A 16,688-nucleotide genomic window follows, 5' to 3' on the forward strand; every position below is an offset into this window, starting at 1 on the left:
CGTCGTGCCACGGCGGAACCTGCGTCCGCAGCGGCCGGTCGATGGGCTGAAGGGGCTGGACGGACCGCCGCGCTCCAGGTTCGACGCCGGAGCCGACGGTCAGCGACTAGGTGGCTGTTCCATGAGGTGTCCCGGTGGACGGGGAAGGCCAGATTATTGCACCGCGCCCGCGGTATCGGGGCTCCACGGCAGGGCCGCGGCGGCACGCGACAGCGGCAGCCACAAGGTCACCGTCGTGCCCCGTCCAGGGGTGCTGGCGACGTCGACGCGACCGCCCTGCAGCTCGACGATCTCCTTGACCAGGCTCATGCCCAGCCCGGTGCCCGGAATGTTGCCGGAGGGGTCGGCGCGGTAGAAGCGCTCGAAGACGCGCGCCAGCTGCTCGGGCGTCATGCCGATGCCGTGGTCGGTCACGCGCACGCCGACCGCCGGCTCGCCGTGCAGCTCGCCGGACTGCGTCGTCACCACGATCGTGCCGCCGTCGGGCGAGTACTTGACGGCGTTGGACAGCACGTTGGTCAGCGCGCGGTTGGTCTTCTCCGGGTCGACGTCGAGCACGCAGTCGGGATGGGCGACGTCGATCTGCAGCTCGTGCGCGCCACCCTGGATCAGCATCGGCCCGACGGCCTGCGTCACCAGACTGTCCAGCCGGCAGGGCTCGCGCTTCAGGTCCTTGCCCTGGCGAGCCTCGATGCGCGCCAGGTCCAGCAGCTCGTTGACCATGTTGATCAGCAGCGAGGCCTGGCGGTGGATGGTCTGCAGCATGTCGCGGCGGCGCTCCTCGGAGACCGGACGGCGCAGCAGCAGCTCGGTGAAGCCGAAGACGCTGACCATCGGCGTGCGCAGCTCGTGCGCCGCGGTGCTGAGGAACTCGCTCTTCATGCGGTCGACCTCGGTCTCGCGCGTGATGTCGCGGAAGAACAGGATGGTCTCGTGGTGGCCGGCACCGGCGCGGCGGGCCATGCGCGCGAGCACGCGCCGCTCGGGGCGCACCAGCTGCAGCAGGTCGGGGCCGTCGGCACGGTCGCCGGCGGCCAGCGCCAGCGACACCGGGGAGTAGGGCGTCGAGGCGTCGCACTGCTTGAGGAAGCGGCGGTCGAAGTCGTCGACGCCGAGCCCGGCGTCGAGCACGCCGGAGTCCCAGCCGGTCATCGCGAAGAAGGCCGGGTTGCCGTAGACGAGGCGGCCGCCGTCGACGCCGTCGAAGACGACGAAACCGTCGGGCGACAGGTCGAAGACCGCGTTCAGCCGCTCGCTGCGCTCGGCGATCGCCATGCGCGCGCGCTCGCGTTCGGTGACGTCGTTGAGCACGCCGACGTAGTGCTGCGGCGCGCCCTCGGCGTTGGGCACCGGCGAGACCGTCAGCTCGTTGAAGAACAGCGTGCCGTCCTTGCGGTAGTTGCGCAGCACGACCTGGGTCGACTCGCCGCGGCCGATGGCCCGCGTCAGCTCGGCGAGCTGCGGCTGGTCGCGGTCGTCGCCCTGCAGGAAGGCGCAGCTGCGGCCGGTCGTCTCGTCGGCGGCGTAGCCGGTGATGCGGCCGAACGCCGGGTTGGCGTAGAAGACCGGATAGCCCGGCAGCGACATGTCGCAGATGACGACGCCGTTGGTCGTGCACTCCAGCGCCCGGCTGTACAGGTTGAGCATCGAGAAGGTCATGCGCTGCTCGGTCATGTCGCGCACGACCGCGGCATAACGCAGGCCGTCGGCGGTCTCGGTGCGCGACAGCGACACCTCGGCCGGGAACGGCGTGCCGCCGCGGCGCAGCGCCTCGATCTCGAAGCGCGCGACGTAGGTGCCGCTGGAGCGCATGTACAGGCCGGCCAGCGTGCGCCGCTCGGCCTCCTCGCAGTCGAGCCCGGGCAGCAGGTCGGACACCGGGCGGCCCAGCGCTTCGTCGGGCTGCAGGCCGAAGATGCTGCTGACGCCCGGATTGACGACGCACACGCGGCCGCCGGCGTCGAGGCCGAGGATGACGTCGGGCACGGCCTGCAGGATGGCCTCGTTGCGCGACTCGGCGCGGCCGATCGCCGCCATCTGGTCGCGCAGCCGCGACGAGGTGTCGTTCAAGGCCTCGGCCAGCTCGCGGAACTCGCGGCTGCCGCCGTCGATCTCGAGACGGGCGCCGGCGTTGCGGCCGAGCTCGGTGGAGAAGCGCACCAGCCGCTGCAGCGGCGCCAGCGCACGCTGGATGAAGCCGTAGCTGACGACGATGGTCAGCAGGCTGACCAGCGCGATCGCCAGCACCGCCTCGTACGACAGCGCGCCGAGGCGCTCGCGCTCGGCCTGCAGCGAGTAGGTCACGCCGAAGCTGCCGAGGCGGCCGCCGGGGCCGACCGGAGCCCAGACCTGGACCGCGTCGTCACCGACGCGCGCGGCACGGCCGGCCACGGCCGGCGCGCCGCGTGCCGGCGCCGCGCTCGGCGTCTCGCGCGCGACCAGCCCTTCGGCCGACTGGCGCAGCGACAGCAGCTGCACGCCGCGCGAGTCGACGACCTCCAGCCGCTCGACACCCGGCATGCCGGCGAAGCTGCGCAGCACGCTCTCGAGCTCGGCGTCGTCACCGGCCTCCAGCGGCACGGTGGCCGCGGCCGACACGCCCTGGGCGATCGACTCCGCCCAGCGCAGGCTGGTCAGCGTGGCCACCTCGTCCAGGCGCGAGGCCGAGACGCGGTGCAGCAGCAGCATCGCCAGCGCCGTGCTGAGCACCAGCAGCGCCAGCAACTGGTGCCGCAGCCGCCGCGGCCAGGCCGCCAGGGGCCATGGCCGCGGGGCCATCAGGCGGTCTCCAGCAGGCGCTCGATGGTGTCGATCAGCTGCAGCGGACTGAACGGCTTGACGAGGTACTCGTCGGCGCCGGCGGCCTGGCCGGCCTCGCGGTCGCGGGCCTGGCCACGCGCGGTCAGCAGCACGATCTTCATGCCCCGCGTCGACGGGTCGTTCTTCAGCCGCTGGCAGACCTGCAGGCCGTCGAGCTCGCCGGGCATCATGACGTCGAGCAGCACGAGGTCGGGCTTGACGGCCAGCGCCAGACGCAGCCCGTAGGCGCCGTCGGCGGCCTCGTGGATCTCGTAGGCCTCGAACTCCAGCGTCATGCGGATCAGCTTGCGGATGTCGGCCTGGTCTTCGACGATGAGAACACGCTTCATGGCGGCTCCTGGTGAAACGGGTGGGAGGCTGCTCAGCGCGCGGCGGCGTCGCGCTTGCGGGCACGCGACATCAGCTCGGCCAGGTCGCGGGCGTACTGCTGGGCCTGCATGATGTCCAGCTGCGGCTGCTCGCTGCGGTGCGGCGCGCCGGTGGGCAGGTCGATGACGAAGTTGCGCATGCCGTCGTCGTCCTCCTCGCGCAGCTGGCCGCCGTGCAGCGAGACGATGTGCTGGCAGAGCTTGAAGCCGATCTGGTCGCGAGCGTCGCGCTTGGCCGGCGCGCGGCGGCCGGACGGCGGATTGCGCGGCAGGTCGACGGCATCGGCCACGCGCGGTGCGAACATGCCGCAGTCGCGGAACACGATCACCGCACGCGGCCCCATCTGGCGGTGCTCGATGTCCAGCACCGCGCCGGACGGCGAGCTGCGCAGCGCCGACTCCAGACACTCGAGGAAGACGCGGCGCAGCCAGTGCTCGCTGCCGTACAGCGTCGCCAGGCTGGCGGCGTCGGACTGGGCGCGAAAACGCACCTTGATCTGGCGCGCCAGCGCCACCGGCTCGACCTCGGCCCAGACCGACTGCAGCAGCGCCCACAGCTCGATGCGGTCGTTGGCGAACAGCGCGCCGCTGCCCCACAGCTGCGCCAGGTCGACCAGCTTGTCGAGCACACGCACCAGCTCCTGCACGCCGTCGACCAGAGCGTCGAGCTCCGGGCCGCCGCCGTGCTCGCGGGCGAGGGCCATCGCGCCGCGCGTCTCGGCCAGCGGGTCGCGCAGGTCGGCGCGGATCACCTGCATCAGGTTGTCGAAGGCCGAGCCGGCGTCGTCGGCGGCCTCCGGCGCGATCAGCACGAAGGCGTCCTCGCGCGACAGCCCCGGGATCACGCGGCACTGCAGGTCCGGCGGCGGCAGCCCGGGCGCGGGCGCCACACCGACCGAGACCAGCTTGCGCGCGGTCTGCTGCGTCACCGCGGCGGCCACCGCGGCGGCGAGGTCGGGGTCGAAGAGCCGGTGCCCCGGCGCCAGCCCGGTGCGCAGGCCGGCATCACTGTTGGCATAACGCACCGTGGCGTCGCGGTGAACCCACAGCAGCCCCGACTTCATGTTCTCAAGCAGTTCGGTCAGCGTGGAATGCATGATCAGCGTTCGTCCCTTGGGATCGCATTTTGCATCTTTATCACTTTTGCACGCGGTAATCGGTCACGCTTTCAAGCCGGGGGCCGGCCGCCGCGGCCCGCCGCAGGCCGTGCCGCGGCCCGCTCGTTATCCTGGGCGCCCCGCATCGCTGGAAGGCCGCGCCGTGATCCGCCTGCTCCTGTCCGCCGCCTCGCTGCTCGTCGCCGTCGCGGCGCCCGCCTCGCCCGCAAAGGCCCCCGACGCCGGCAGCCCGCGCCCGGTCGTCGAGGCGTTGCACGGCATCGAGGTGGCCGACCCGTTCCGCCACCTCGAGAACGTGCGCGACCCGGCGGTCGCGGCCTGGATGCGGGCGCGTTCGCGCGAGGCCCGGCGCACGCTCGACAAGATCCCCGGCCGCGCCGCGATGGCCAGCGACGTCGCGCACCTGATGGCCGACGCCGGCACGCGGCTCGGCGAGGTCCAGCGCCGCCCCGGCGGGCGGCTGTTCTACGAGAAGCGCGGCGCACGCGACGACCAGTTCCGCCTCTACCTGCGCCAGGGCGGGCGCGAGCGCCTGCTGGTGGACCCGCAGGCGCTGGGCCGGCCGCGCGGCACGCCGCATGCGATCGACTACTTCGTGGCCTCGCCGCAGGGGCGCTACGTCGCCTTCGGCCTGTCCGCAGGCGGCTCCGAGGACGCCCGGCTGCACGTCGTCGACACACGCAGCGGCCGGCGCGTGCTCGGCCCGGTCGAGCGCGCCCAGTACGGCAACGTCGCCTGGCTCGACGACGAGAGCGGCTTCTTCTTCACCCGGCTGCGCGCCCCGGCCGCCGACGCCGCGCCGGCCGACAAGTACGCCGGTTCGCGCGCCGTCTTCGTGCGCCTGGGCGCCGACCCCGAACACGCCCCGGTGGCCTTGTCCTTCGAGTCGCCCGGCGTGGCGATCGACGAGGCCCAGGACTCGCCGTCGGTGCTGCCGGTGCCCGGAACGCGCTGGGCGCTGGGGCTGGTCAGCCACGGCACCGACCGCGAGCTCGCGGTCTGGGTGGCGCCGCTGGCCGACGCCGTCGCCGGCACCGCACGCTGGCGCCCGGCGTTCGGGCGCGAGGCCGGGGTCACGGCGCTGGAGACCGCCGGCGAGCGGCTGTTCCTGCTGAGCCACCTCGGCGCGCCGCGCTCACGCTTGCTGGAAACCTCGGTCGCGGCGCCGGACCCGGCCGGCGCGCGTGTCCTCGTGCCCGAGGGCGAAGGCGTGCTGACGGGGCTGGCGCGCGGCGCCGACGCGCTGTACCTGCGCCGCCGCGACGGCAGCGCCTCGTCGCTGCTGCGCCTGCCGCTGGACGGCGGCGCCGCACCCACGGAAGTCGCGCTGCCGCTGCGCGGCGCCTTCGAGTTCGCCGGCGCGGACCCGGGCCTGCCCGGGGTGATGCTCGCGCTGCAAGGCTGGACCGAGCCCGAGCGCCTGTGGTCGGTGGCCCCCGGCGCCGACGGCGCGGTGACGGTGACCGACACCCGGCTGCTGCGCCCGGGACGCACGCCCGCGGCCGGGCGCTACGTCGTGCGGGAGGTGCTGGTGCCCGGCCACGACGGCGTGCGCGTGCCGCTGGCCATCGTGCACCGCGCCGGGCTGAAGCTCGACGGCCGCGCGCCGGCACTGCTCTGGGGCTACGCCAGCTACGGCATGACCGACGAACCCTGGTTCTCGGCCACCCGGCTGGCCTGGCTGGACCGCGGCGGCGTCTTTGCCGTCGCCAACCCGCGCGGCTCGGGCGCCTTCGGCCAGGACTGGTACCGCGGCGGCCTGCGCGAGACCAAACCCAACAGCTGGAAGGACTTCATCGCCACCGCCGAGTACCTCGTCGCCGAGGGCTACACGACGCCGGCGCGGCTGGGGGCCTGGGGCGCCAGCGCCGGCGGCGTGCTCGTCGGCCGCGCGATCACCGAGCGGCCCGACCTGTTCGGGGCCGCGGTGCTGTCGGTCGGCGCGCTCGACATGGTGCGTGCCGAGCTCGAGCCCAACGGCCCGCCCAACATCCCCGAGTTCGGCAGCGTCGCCACCGCGGACGGACTGCGTGCGCTGCTGGCGATGAGCAGCTACCACCAGGTGCGCGACGGCGTGCGCTATCCGGCGGTGCTGCTGACGCACGGCGTCAACGATGCCCGCGTCGAGGTCTGGCAGAGCCTGAAGATGGCCGCCCGGCTGCGGCAGGCCACGGCCAGCGGCAAGCCGGTGCTGCTCCGGCTGGACTACGCCGGCGGCCACGGCGGTGGCGCGACCCGCGCCCAGCAGGCCGCCGAGACGGCCGACATCTACGCCTTCCTGCGCTGGCAGGCGACGGGCAGCGCACGCTGACACGCGGCGAGGGCGGGCCGGACCGGCCGGCGCGGCTGCCGTGCCGTCTCAGCCGGCTTCGACGATCGCCAGCAACGCGCCGCGCAGCAGGGCCCAGCCGTCGCGCGCGGCCGCCGCGTCGCCGGCAGCCGACGCCCGGTCGAGCGCCGCGGCGCGTTCGGCGTCGGCGGCGTAACCCAGCGTCAGCAGCACCGACTTCAGGCTGTGCGCCAGGCGGCGCAGCGCCGCCAGGTCGCCGGCGTCCAGTGCTGCGTCACCCTGGCGCACGTCGCGCAGGAACTGCGGCAGGCAGCTGGCGCGATAAGCCTCGTACAGCGCGGCGTCGCCGGCGAAGAACTGCGCCACGGCGCCCGGGGCGGGCACCGGTGGCGGGGCGGCCGGATCGTGCAGCGCCCGGCGGGCGCAGGATTCCAGCTCGTCCAGCGGCACCGGCTTGGACAGGACCTCGTCGACACCCAGGGCCTCGAGTTCGTGGCGGCGCTCGGCCGAGATGCCGGCGCTGAAGGCGACGAGCCGCGGCCGCGCGGGGCCGGTGGCGGCCAGCTCGTGCAGCAGGTCCACGCCGTTGCCGTCGGGCAGCATCAGGTCGCAGATCACCAGCCTGACCGGCTCCCGGGACAGCGCGGCGCGCGCTTCGGCCAGCGTCGCCGCCTCGACCAGATGCAGCGGCAGTTCCTCCAGCGCGATCTGGACGAAACGGCGGATGGAAGGATCGTCCTCGACGAGCAGCACCCGCGGCAACGACGCCGTGACGTCGTCGGCGGGCGCCGCCGTCATGCGGCCGCCGTGGTGGCTTCGAGTGCCGCCTTCAGCAGGCCGGGCAGTTGCGCGACGAGCTGCGGCTTGTGCACGACGGGCACGCCCTCCAGCGCGAAGGCATAGGGCGCGCGGCCGGCCTCGTCCAGCGAGGTCTCCACGACCAGCCGGCTGCGGCTGAACTGCGAGTGCGAGCGCAGGCTGGTGATCAGCGTCGCGCCGTCGATGCCCGGCAGCAGGATGTCGACGATCAGCACGTCGGGCTGCAACTGGCCGGCCAGCGCGAGGCCGGCGATGCCGTCGTCGGCGACGTGCAGCTCGACGCCGGGCAGGTGCTGCCGCACGAGCAGCGACACCAGGTTCTGGTAATGCGCGGAGTCTTCGATCAGCAGCACGCGCCGCGCCGCCGGGACGGCTCGCGCCACGGGCGCCGGGCGCGCCGGACCGGAGCGCCGACCCTCGCGCCAGCGTTCGACCGATTCGCGCGAGATGCGGCGGTGTCCGCCGGGTGTCTTCCAGGCCTCGAGCTCGCCGCGGTCGACCATCATCTGGACCGAACGCACGGCCATTCCGAGCAGGCGCGCGACTTCCAGCGTGCTGAAGGTGTCTCGTACGTCGTCGGGCATCGGGGTCTCGGCCATCGAGTAATTCTGCCGAATTTCCGGGCTCGCGGAACGCCTGGGAGCAAGTGATAAAAACATCATTGCTGATAATCCATCACGACCGATGAACGATTCTTCGCCCATGGCCGCCGCGACAGGCCACCCCAGCCCCCCGGACTCGAGCGCGTCAGCAAACCGCTTCGACGAGGCCGCGCATGCACAGATGGAGTGTTTCCTGCGTGACTTCGGCGAGATGTACCAGGAGGTCACGCGCGCCCACCACGAGACGCTGTTTCGCCTCGCGCTGGCGGCCGAGTACCGCGACAGCGACACCGGCGAGCACATCATCCGCATGGGTTTCCTGTGCGAGGCGCTGGCGCTGGCCGTCGGGCGCAGCGACCGCTGGGCCGCGATGCTGCGCAAGGCCGCCCCGATGCACGACGTCGGCAAGATCGGCATCCCGGACAAGGTGCTGCAGAAGCCCGGCGTGCTCGACGAGCAGGAGCGCGCGACGATGAACGAGCACGCGCGCATCGGCGCGGAGATCCTCGGCCAGTCGCGCATTCCGCTGTTCCGGCTGGCGGCCGAGGTCGCGCTGTCGCACCACGAGCGCTGGGACGGCACGGGTTATCCATCGGGGCTGAAAGGCGACACGATTCCGCTGTCGGGGCGTATCGTCGCCGTCGTCGACTTCTTCGACGCGCTGACGATGGACCGCTGCTACCGCAAGGCCTTCTCCGACGCCCAGGCCCTGCAGATGCTTCGGGAGCAGGCCGGACGCGCCTTCGACCCGCGCATCGCCGCGGCATTCCTGGACCATGCGCCGCAGCTGATCCGGCTGCGCGACACGATCAACCGCCGCAAGCCCAGCTTCGGCGAACTCGTCGACGGCCCGACCCCGGCCGAAGCCCTCGCGCCATGAGCCCGGGCTCGTCGCTGCCTGGCGGAACCGGCCGCGGGTTGTCGCCGTGAACACGCAGGCGGCCAACCCTCGCCGCCGACGCCCGCGGCCGCTGACCGCACGCCTCGTCATCGGCGGCGGCGCGGCGCTGCTCGCGCTGCTGCTGGCCGTCACGGGCGCCATCGCCGCCTACGAGTACGGCGAAGCGCGGGACGTTCAGCTGGACCGGGCCGAACTGCTGGCCCGCATGGTCGAAGAGCACGCGACGCACGAGTTCGAAGACGCCGGCCGGGTGCTGGCCGCCGCCGCAGACGTGGCGAGCCGCGTGCCGGTGGAGCGCCATGCCGAACTGGGCACCGCGTTCGCGCAGACCGCCGCCGGCCAGCCGCTGGTCGCCGCCACCGTGCTGGTGGACAGCCGCGGCCTCGTCCTCGCGTCCAGCGTGCCGGGCGCACGCGGACGCACGATCGAGCTGGCGCGGATCTCCCGGCTGCCGGCGCCCGGGCAGCTGGCCTATGGCGGCTACCTCGCCGACGCGTCGCCGGTGCTGCCGGCTCGGGCGGCGGTGCCGGTGCTGCGCGGCGTGCTCGCCGCCGACGGCCGGCCGCTGACGCTGGTGGGCCTGCTGGACCCCGCCGAGCTGGCGCGCTTCCAGCGCCACGCACTCGAGGACCCGGGCACCAGCGCGATGCTGGTGCGACACGACGGGCTGGTGCTGAGCGCGACGCCCGCGGCCGTCGCGGCCGCCGGCGAACGCATCGCCGCCGGCGAAGACGGCCGCTTCACGGTTGACGACCTGCCGCAGCACGTCACCGCGGCGCGCACGCTGGCCTCGCAGCCCGAGCTGACGGTGCTCGTCACGCGCGACCTCGACGTCGCGCTGGCCACCTGGCGGCGGATGGTCGCGTGGCTGGCCGCCGGGGCCGCCGCGGCCGCCGCCCTGATCGCGGCGATGACCTTCGTCGCCGAACGCAGCGTGCGCGCACGCGAGGCCGCCCGGCGCCAGCGCGACGCCGCGCAGCTCGCGGTGGCGCTGCGCGAACGCGAGCTGAGCGTCATCGTCAAGAGCGTGCAGGAGCTGATCTTCCGCACCGACGCCGAGGGCCGGCTCACCTTCGTCAACGCGCGCTGGCTGGCCGCCACCGGGCAGCCGGGCGAACGGCTGATCGGCCAGGCCCTCGTCGACCTGATGGCGCCGTCGTCGCGCGAGGCGGTCGCGGCGCTGCTGGCGCCGTCGGCCAGCGGCTCGCGCGCCGCCCAGGTGAGTTTCGCCGGCACCGAGCAGCGCCTGTTCGACCTCGCCGTGTCGCCGCTGATCGAGGGCGGCCGGGTCGTCGGCCACGCCGGCAGCGCGGTCGACGTCACCGAGCGCTGCGCGGCGCAGCGCGAGCTGCAGGAGCAGCTCGCGCTGTCGGCGCTGATGCTCGACACGATGCCGCTGCCGGTGGCGCTGATGGACCGCGAGGCCGCCTACGTGACGGTCAACCGGGCCTGGGAGCAGCAGTCGGGCATGCCGCGCGAGGACCTGGTCGGCAAGCGGGCGAGCGACTACCTGCTGCCAGCCGAGGCCGAGGTGCACGAACGCCACAACCGCGAGGTGCTGGAGCGTGGCGGCTCGCTGAGCTACGAGTCCGAGGTCTCGCAGGCCGACGGCACGCGGCGCACGATGGCCGTGACCAAGGCCGCCGTGACCGACGCCGACGGCCGCCCGCGCGGGCTGATCGCGGCGCTGACCGACATCACCGAGTTCCGCGAGGCCGACCGCACGATGCGCGAGGCGCGCGACATCGCCGAGGAGGCCTCGCGCGCGAAGTCCGAGTTCATCGCCAACATCAGCCACGAGCTGCGCACGCCGCTGCAGGCGATCATCGGCTTCTCCGAGCTGGGCATGGTGCGCGGCCGCGCGCACGAGCTCCTGGCGTCGATGTTCGGCGACATCCACGCCGCCGGGCAGCGCATGCTGGCGCTGGTCAACGACCTGCTCGACGTCTCCAAGATCGAGAGCACGGTGGGCACCTTCCACCTCGAGCGCACCGACCTGCGGCCGCTGGTGCGCGAGGTCGCACGCGAGATCGACCCGCTGCTGGCGCGGCGACGCCTGCACCTGGACCTGGCGCTCAGCGACGGCCCGCTGGTCGCCAAGGTCGACCCGATGCGCTTCCAGCAGGTGGTGCGCAACGTGCTCGCCAACGCGGTGCGCTTTTCGCCCGACGGCGAGACGATCACGGTGCGCGGCGACGTCGACGCCCGCAACCAGATCGTCGTCGCGGTGCGCGACCACGGCCCGGGCATCCCGCCGGGCGAGCTGGAGAAGATCTTCGAGGCCTTCGTGCAGTCGAGCAAGACGAAGGACGGCTCGGGCGGCACCGGGCTGGGCCTGGCGATCTGCCGCAAGATCGTCGAGGCGCACGGCGGCAGCATCCAGGCCGAAAACGCCGACGGCGGCGGCAGCCGCTTCACGATCGCGGTGCCGGCGCGCGGCTTCGCGGATACCGTCGTCTGACCGGACAACTGCCCATCATGCCGCGCGGCAGCGGCCGGCGGGGGTTGTGGATCGTGTGTTTCTGCGCGCCGTCAAGGGCTTTGAAACCGCCGTTCGGAACGCCCTCACGACCGCTCCGGAGCCCGCTTGTCATCGTTCTGCAACGGGTGCACACTGGCCCGGACGGCCCTCGAAAAGCCCCTTCCGCCCCCTCCCAGCACCGCTACCGAACTCCCGCCTTTTCACCCAGCCGGGCCCGCTCGCACCACCAGGGCACGGCGCGTTCCCACCCCTCTCAAAGGAGGTCTAGATGAACCTGACGATCAGCGGCCACCACCTCGAAGTCACGCCGGCCCTTCGTGAGTACGTGCTCACCAAGCTGGATCGCGTCACGCGCCACTTCGACCAGGTCGTGGACGTCACGGTGCTGCTCACCGTCGAGAAGCTCAAGGAAAAGGAACGCCGCCAGAAGGCCGAGGTGACGCTGCGCGTGAAGGGCCGCGACATCTTCGTCGAGCAGGCCCACGAGGATCTGTACGCGGCGATCGACCAGCTGATGGACAAGCTCGACCGCCAGGTCGTGCGCCACAAGGACAAGGTCCAGGATCACCACCACGCCACGGCCAAGCGCCTGGAGGCCAACGCCGGCTGACGCCGCCGCGCCCGGCCTCTGCGACGGCCCCGAGGGGGCCGTTTTTCATGGACCGCCGCGGCGCGCGGGCACAGGGTTTTTCATCTGCCGCAAACACTTGTTGTGATGCAGCCGCAAGAATTCTCGGTTCCCCTGCATCGGGTGGCCCGCTCGCGAGCCGGTCGGAACCCCGATTGCTATCATCCATCGTCTAGCAACACGACGCGGCAGCAGCGCAGCAGAAACGCGGCCCGCGAGGGGAAGTCCCCATGAACCGACTCGCCGCCATCCTGCCTGCCAGCAACGTGCTGGTGAACGTCGAAGCGACGAGCAAGAAGCGTGTCTTCGAACAGGCGGGGCTGCTGTTCGAGAACCAGCATTCGATCGCACGCGGCCTCGTCACCGACAACCTGTTCGCTCGCGAACGCCTGGGCTCCACCGGTCTGGGCCACGCCGTCGCGATCCCGCACGGCCGCATCAAGGGCCTGAAGAATCCGCTCGCCGCCGTGCTGCGGGTGCAGCAGCCGATCCCGTTCGACGCCCCGGACGACGAGCCGGTGTCGCTGCTGATCTTCCTGCTCGTGCCCGAGGCGGCGACGCAGCGGCATCTGGAGATCCTCTCCGAGATCGCCGAGATGCTGTCCGACCGCGAACTGCGCGAGAAGCTCAAGACCGAGGCCGACGCGGCCGCGGTGCACAAGCTGATCCACGACTGGGAACCGCTGAAGTCCGTCGCATGACGGCTCGCCTGCGATGAAGCCGACATCGATCAGCGCCGAGGCGCTGTTCGAGGCGCATCGTGCGGCGCTGCGCTGGGAGTGGATCGCCGGCCACGCGCACCCCGAGCGCCGCTTCGACGACAGCGCGGTGCGCGACGCACGCTCCGCGGCCGACCTCGTCGGCTACCTGAACTACATCCACCCGTACCGGGTGCAGATCGTCGGCCGGCGCGAGATCGCCTATCTCGTCGCCAGCGCGCCGGAAGACCAGGAACGGCGCATCGCGCGCATCGTCACGCTGGAGCCGCCGGTGCTGATCGTCGCCGACGAGCAGGTCCCGCCGGACCGGCTGGTGGCGATGTGCGACCGCGCCGAGATCCCGCTGTTCATCACGCGCGAATCGGCCGGCCACGTCATCGACGTCGTGCGCGCCTACCTCGCGCACCTGTTCGCCGAACGCACGACGCGCCACGGCGTCTTCATGGACATCCTCGGCCTGGGCGTGCTGCTCACCGGCGAATCGGGCCTGGGCAAGAGCGAACTCGGGCTGGAGCTGATCTCGCGCGGCCACGGGCTCGTCGCCGACGACGCCGTCGACCTGTACCGCACCTCGCAGACCGCGCTCGAGGGCCGCTGCCCCGAGCTGCTGATGAACCTGCTCGAGGTGCGCGGCATCGGCCTGCTGGACATCAAGGCGATCTTCGGCGAGACCGCGGTGCGGCGGAAGATGCGCCTGCGCCTCATCGTGCACCTGGTGCGCAAGGAGACGATGGAGCGCGAGTTCGAGCGCCTGCCCTACGAGCCGCTGTACGAGGAGATCCTCGGCCTGCCGGTGCGCAAGGTGGTGATCGCGGTCGACGCCGGGCGCAACCTCGCGGTGCTCGTCGAGGCCGCGGTGCGCAACACGGTGCTGCAACTGCGCGGCATCGACACCTACCAGGAGTTCATCGAGCGCCACCAGCGCGCGATGGAGCGCGGCCAACCCTGAGGACGGCCGCGCGCGGCTTCACTTGCCGTGGCGGTGCTTGCAGTCCGGGCGCGTGCAGCGCGCGTACAGCGCCAGCGCGTGGTCCTGCAGCTCGAAACCGCGCTGCGACGCGATGGCGCGCTGGCGGACCTCGATCTCCGGGTCGTAGAACTCCTCGACGCGGCCGCAGTCCATGCACACCAGGTGGTCGTGGTGCTGGCCCTCGTTGAGCTCGAAGACCGACTTGCCGGACTCGAAGTTGCTGCGCGACAGCAGGCCCGCCTGCTCGAACTGCATCAGCACGCGGTAGACGGTGGCCAGGCCGATGTCGGCGCCTTCGTTGAGCAGCGCCTTGAAAACGTCCTCGGCCGTCATGTGGCGGCGCTCGGCGCTCTGGAAGACCTCCAGGATCTTGATGCGGGGCAGCGTGGCCTTCAGGCCGCTGCTCTTCAGTTCTTCGGCATTGGACATGTCGGAAATCCTCGAGGGCCGGCGCCCGGACTCGCCGGCTAGAATGCCGAGCATCATAGCCAGCCTCACGCGCCGTTCTCTGCGGCCGCGCAGGAATCCCCTCATGCTTCGACTCCTGGCCCTGCTGTCCGGCTCTCTGTTGCTGGGCGCATGCTCGTCGACGCCGTCGTCCGGCAACAGTTTCCTCGGCTTCATCACGCCGTACCGCATCGACATCGTCCAGGGCAACGTCGTCACGCGCGAACAGCTGCAGGCGCTGAAGCCCGGCATGTCGCGCGACCAGGTGCGCAACGTGCTCGGCACGCCGCTGGTCACCGACCCGTTCCACGCCGATCGCTGGGACTACATCTTCACGATCCGCCGCCCCGGCACCGAACCGCAGCGCCGCAGCGTCGTCGTGCGCTTCGACGCCTCCGGCGCGATGAGCGGCGTCGAGGCCCCGGACGACCTGCAGACCGAACGCGAGTTCGTCGAGTCGATCACGCGCCAGCGCGACGAGAAGCCGGCCGTGCCCAAGCTCGAGCTGACCGAGGCCGAGCGCCTGGCGCTGCCGCGGCCGCCCAAGCGCGACGACGGCGCCGCCGAAGCCGAGCCCGAGGGCCCGGCGCGCCAGTACCCGCCGCTGGAGGCCTCTTGAACCCGGTGGCGATCGCGGTCGCCGGCGCGTCCGGCCGCATGGGCCGCATGCTCGTCGAGGCGGTGCTGGACAGCGAAGGCTGCCGCTTGAGCGGCGCGCTCGACGTGCCCGGCAGCCCCGCGCTGGGCCAGGACGCCGGCGCCTTTCTCGGCCGCACGACCGGCGTCGCCGTCACCGCCGACCTGCGCGCGGGCCTCGCCGGTGCCGACGTGCTGATCGACTTCACCCGCCCCGAAGGCACGCTGGCGCACCTGGCGCTGTGCCGCGAACTCGGCGTGCGCATGGTCATCGGCACCACCGGCTTCACGCCGCAGCAGAAGGCCGAGATCGCCGCCGCCGCGCAGCAGGTCGGCATCGTCTTCGCGCCGAACATGAGCGTCGGCGTCAACGTCGTGCTCAAGCTGCTGGAAACCGCCGCCAAGGCGCTGGCCGACGGCTACGACATCGAGATCGTCGAGGCCCACCACCGCCACAAGGTCGACGCCCCGAGCGGCACCGCGCTGGCGATGGGCGAGGCCGTGGCGCGCGCGCTCGGCCAGGACCTGTCCGAACACGCCGTCTTCGCGCGCGAAGGCCACACCGGCGAGCGCCAGCCCGGCACGATCGGCTTCGCGACGATCCGCGGCGGCGACATCGTCGGCGACCACACGGTGCTGTTCGCCGGCACCGGCGAGCGCATCGAGATCAGCCACCGCAGCAACAGCCGCGCCAACTACGCCGCCGGCAGCGTGCGCGCGGCGCGTTTCCTCGTCGAGCACGGCCCCGGGCTGTACGGCATGGCCGACGTGCTCGGCCTGTAGCCGGCCGCCGATGCAGGGCCTCGAACACTTCTGGGCCGAGGCCGACGCGGTCGGCCGCATCGTCGCGCTGCTGCTGTTCACGATGTCGGTCGCGGCCTGGCTGCTGATCGTCTGGAAGAGCCTGCTGCTGCGCCGCGCCGGCGCCGACATCCGGCGTGCGGTGCCGGCCTTCTGGGACGCCGCCTCGGTGGCCGACGGCCGCGCCCGCGTGCAGGCGATGGACCGCGAAGGCGTGCTGCTGCCGCTGGTCGACGCCGCCGTCGCGCCGGCCGCCGGCGGCACGCTCGAAGGCGCCGCGGCGCTGGAGGCGCGGCTCACGCGCCGCCTGCGCGACGCGCTGCACCGCGGCCTGGCGCACCTGCAGTTCGGCCAGGTGATCCTGGCCTCGATCGGCAGCACCGCGCCCTTCGTCGGCCTGTTCGGCACCGTCTGGGCGATCCACCACGCGCTCACCGGCATCGGCGACGCCGGCACGCTGACGATCGAGCGCGTCGCCGGCCCGGTCGGCGAGGCGCTGGTGATGACCGCCGCCGGCATCGCCGTCGCCGTGCCCGCGGTGCTCGCCTACAACGCGCTCGGCAAGCGGGTCGCCGCCTGCGAGGCCGAGCTCGAAGGCTTCGCCCACGACCTGCGCCGCATGGTGCTGGACGCGGCACACGACTGAGGCGCATGGCGATGGCCTTCGGACGCCTGGAACGCTCGACCCCGCCGCCGCCGATCAGCGACATCAACGTGACGCCGCTGATCGACGTCATGCTGGTGCTGCTGGTGATCTTCATCGTCACCGCGCCGCTGCTGGCCTCCAGCCTCAAGCTGGACCTGCCGCAGGCCGAGGCCTCCGGGCCGTCGGAGCCGGCCCGCTTCGTCGCGCTCGGCCTCGACGCCCAGGGCACGCTGTACCTCGCCGACCGGCCGGCCGGTCGCGAGGAGGTCGAGCGCGCGCTGCGCGAGGCCGCGGCGGCCGACGCGCAGACCGAGGTGCGGCTGCGCGCCGACCGCGCCGTGCCCTACGGCCGCGTCGCCGAGCTGATCGACGCCGCCCAGCAGGCGGGCCTGACACGCATCGGCTTCGTCACCGAGCCCGAGGCACCCAGGTAGCTCCCTA

The 16,688-nt window shown here is 72.7% G+C and carries 16 protein-coding genes; 10 read left to right on the plus strand and 6 right to left on the minus strand.

What is annotated here, in order from left to right; all coding sequences use genetic code 11:
* Positions 1 to 153 precede the first annotated feature (153 nt).
* Genes LOC65_RS07180 through LOC65_RS07190 form a run of 3 tightly spaced genes read right to left on the minus strand, consistent with a single transcriptional unit; the run spans position 154 to position 4,285 of the window.
* The gene (locus LOC65_RS07180; RefSeq protein ID WP_230247056.1) at positions 154 to 2,778 is read right to left on the minus strand and encodes a PAS domain S-box protein; all 2,625 of its coding nucleotides are present in this window, start codon (positions 2,776 to 2,778) and stop codon (positions 154 to 156) included.
* Complete coding sequence (locus tag LOC65_RS07185; RefSeq protein WP_009855784.1) at positions 2,778 to 3,149, minus strand: response regulator transcription factor; 372 nt, start codon at positions 3,147 to 3,149, stop codon at positions 2,778 to 2,780. Before LOC65_RS07185 ends, LOC65_RS07180 begins: the two co-directional genes overlap by 1 nt.
* Positions 3,150 to 3,181: 32 nt before the next feature.
* The gene (locus LOC65_RS07190) at positions 3,182 to 4,285 is read right to left on the minus strand and encodes a sensor histidine kinase KdpD (RefSeq protein WP_009855785.1); all 1,104 of its coding nucleotides are present in this window, start codon (positions 4,283 to 4,285) and stop codon (positions 3,182 to 3,184) included.
* Between the two features lie 163 nt (positions 4,286 to 4,448).
* Here LOC65_RS07190 and LOC65_RS07195 point away from each other — a divergent pair, with 163 nt between their 5' ends.
* Positions 4,449 to 6,617 carry a prolyl oligopeptidase family serine peptidase gene (locus LOC65_RS07195; RefSeq protein WP_230247057.1) on the plus strand — a complete coding sequence of 723 codons (2,169 nt, stop codon included), beginning with the start codon at positions 4,449 to 4,451 and terminating at the stop codon, positions 6,615 to 6,617.
* A gap of 48 nt (positions 6,618 to 6,665) precedes the next feature.
* On the opposite strand, the gene LOC65_RS07200 is transcribed toward LOC65_RS07195, so the two are convergent.
* Positions 6,666 to 7,394 carry a response regulator gene (locus LOC65_RS07200; protein ID WP_230247058.1) on the minus strand — a complete coding sequence of 243 codons (729 nt, stop codon included), beginning with the start codon at positions 7,392 to 7,394 and terminating at the stop codon, positions 6,666 to 6,668.
* Positions 7,391 to 8,014, minus strand: coding sequence for an excisionase family DNA-binding protein (locus tag LOC65_RS07205; protein ID WP_230247059.1), 624 nt, complete (start codon positions 8,012 to 8,014; stop codon positions 7,391 to 7,393). Before LOC65_RS07205 ends, LOC65_RS07200 begins: the two co-directional genes overlap by 4 nt.
* Positions 8,015 to 8,117: 103 nt before the next feature.
* Here LOC65_RS07205 and LOC65_RS07210 point away from each other — a divergent pair, with 103 nt between their 5' ends.
* The 5 genes from LOC65_RS07210 (at position 8,118) to hprK (ending at position 13,696) form a co-directional block, all read left to right on the plus strand.
* Positions 8,118 to 8,897 carry an HD domain-containing phosphohydrolase gene (locus LOC65_RS07210; protein WP_164963470.1) on the plus strand — a complete coding sequence of 260 codons (780 nt, stop codon included), beginning with the start codon at positions 8,118 to 8,120 and terminating at the stop codon, positions 8,895 to 8,897.
* Positions 8,898 to 8,943: 46 nt separating this feature from the next.
* Complete coding sequence (locus tag LOC65_RS07215) at positions 8,944 to 11,379, plus strand: ATP-binding protein (protein WP_230247060.1); 2,436 nt, start codon at positions 8,944 to 8,946, stop codon at positions 11,377 to 11,379.
* Between the two features lie 289 nt (positions 11,380 to 11,668).
* Positions 11,669 to 12,010: a ribosome hibernation-promoting factor, HPF/YfiA family gene (gene hpf, locus LOC65_RS07220; protein WP_009855791.1), complete on the plus strand. Its 342-nt coding sequence runs from the start codon at positions 11,669 to 11,671 to the stop codon at positions 12,008 to 12,010.
* A gap of 248 nt (positions 12,011 to 12,258) precedes the next feature.
* Positions 12,259 to 12,729, plus strand: a complete 471-nt coding sequence (locus LOC65_RS07225) for a PTS sugar transporter subunit IIA (RefSeq protein WP_009855792.1) — start codon at positions 12,259 to 12,261, stop codon at positions 12,727 to 12,729.
* 13 nt (positions 12,730 to 12,742) lie between these two features.
* Positions 12,743 to 13,696 carry an HPr(Ser) kinase/phosphatase gene (gene hprK, locus LOC65_RS07230; RefSeq protein WP_230247061.1) on the plus strand — a complete coding sequence of 318 codons (954 nt, stop codon included), beginning with the start codon at positions 12,743 to 12,745 and terminating at the stop codon, positions 13,694 to 13,696.
* Between the two features lie 18 nt (positions 13,697 to 13,714).
* Here the strand turns inward: hprK and fur are convergent, their stop codons facing one another.
* Positions 13,715 to 14,146, minus strand: a complete 432-nt coding sequence (gene fur / locus LOC65_RS07235) for a ferric iron uptake transcriptional regulator (protein ID WP_009855794.1) — start codon at positions 14,144 to 14,146, stop codon at positions 13,715 to 13,717.
* 103 nt (positions 14,147 to 14,249) lie between these two features.
* Between fur and LOC65_RS07240 the strand changes: the two genes are divergently transcribed.
* Genes LOC65_RS07240 through LOC65_RS07255 form a run of 4 tightly spaced genes read left to right on the plus strand, consistent with a single transcriptional unit; the run spans position 14,250 to position 16,681 of the window.
* Entirely contained in the window at positions 14,250 to 14,783 is a 534-nt protein-coding gene (locus tag LOC65_RS07240; RefSeq protein ID WP_009855795.1) for an outer membrane protein assembly factor BamE, read from the plus strand.
* The gene (gene dapB / locus LOC65_RS07245; RefSeq protein WP_164963472.1) at positions 14,780 to 15,583 is read left to right on the plus strand and encodes a 4-hydroxy-tetrahydrodipicolinate reductase; all 804 of its coding nucleotides are present in this window, start codon (positions 14,780 to 14,782) and stop codon (positions 15,581 to 15,583) included. Before LOC65_RS07240 ends, dapB begins: the two co-directional genes overlap by 4 nt.
* 10 nt (positions 15,584 to 15,593) lie before the next feature.
* Positions 15,594 to 16,247, plus strand: a complete 654-nt coding sequence (locus LOC65_RS07250) for a MotA/TolQ/ExbB proton channel family protein (protein ID WP_009855797.1) — start codon at positions 15,594 to 15,596, stop codon at positions 16,245 to 16,247.
* Between the two features lie 11 nt (positions 16,248 to 16,258).
* Positions 16,259 to 16,681: a biopolymer transporter ExbD gene (locus LOC65_RS07255; RefSeq protein ID WP_009855798.1), complete on the plus strand. Its 423-nt coding sequence runs from the start codon at positions 16,259 to 16,261 to the stop codon at positions 16,679 to 16,681.
* Positions 16,682 to 16,688: the final 7 nt, after the last annotated feature.

Origin of the sequence: Rubrivivax sp. JA1055 (assembly GCF_020966565.1) — a bacterium.
Classification (GTDB): domain Bacteria; phylum Pseudomonadota; class Gammaproteobacteria; order Burkholderiales; family Burkholderiaceae_C; genus Rubrivivax; species Rubrivivax benzoatilyticus.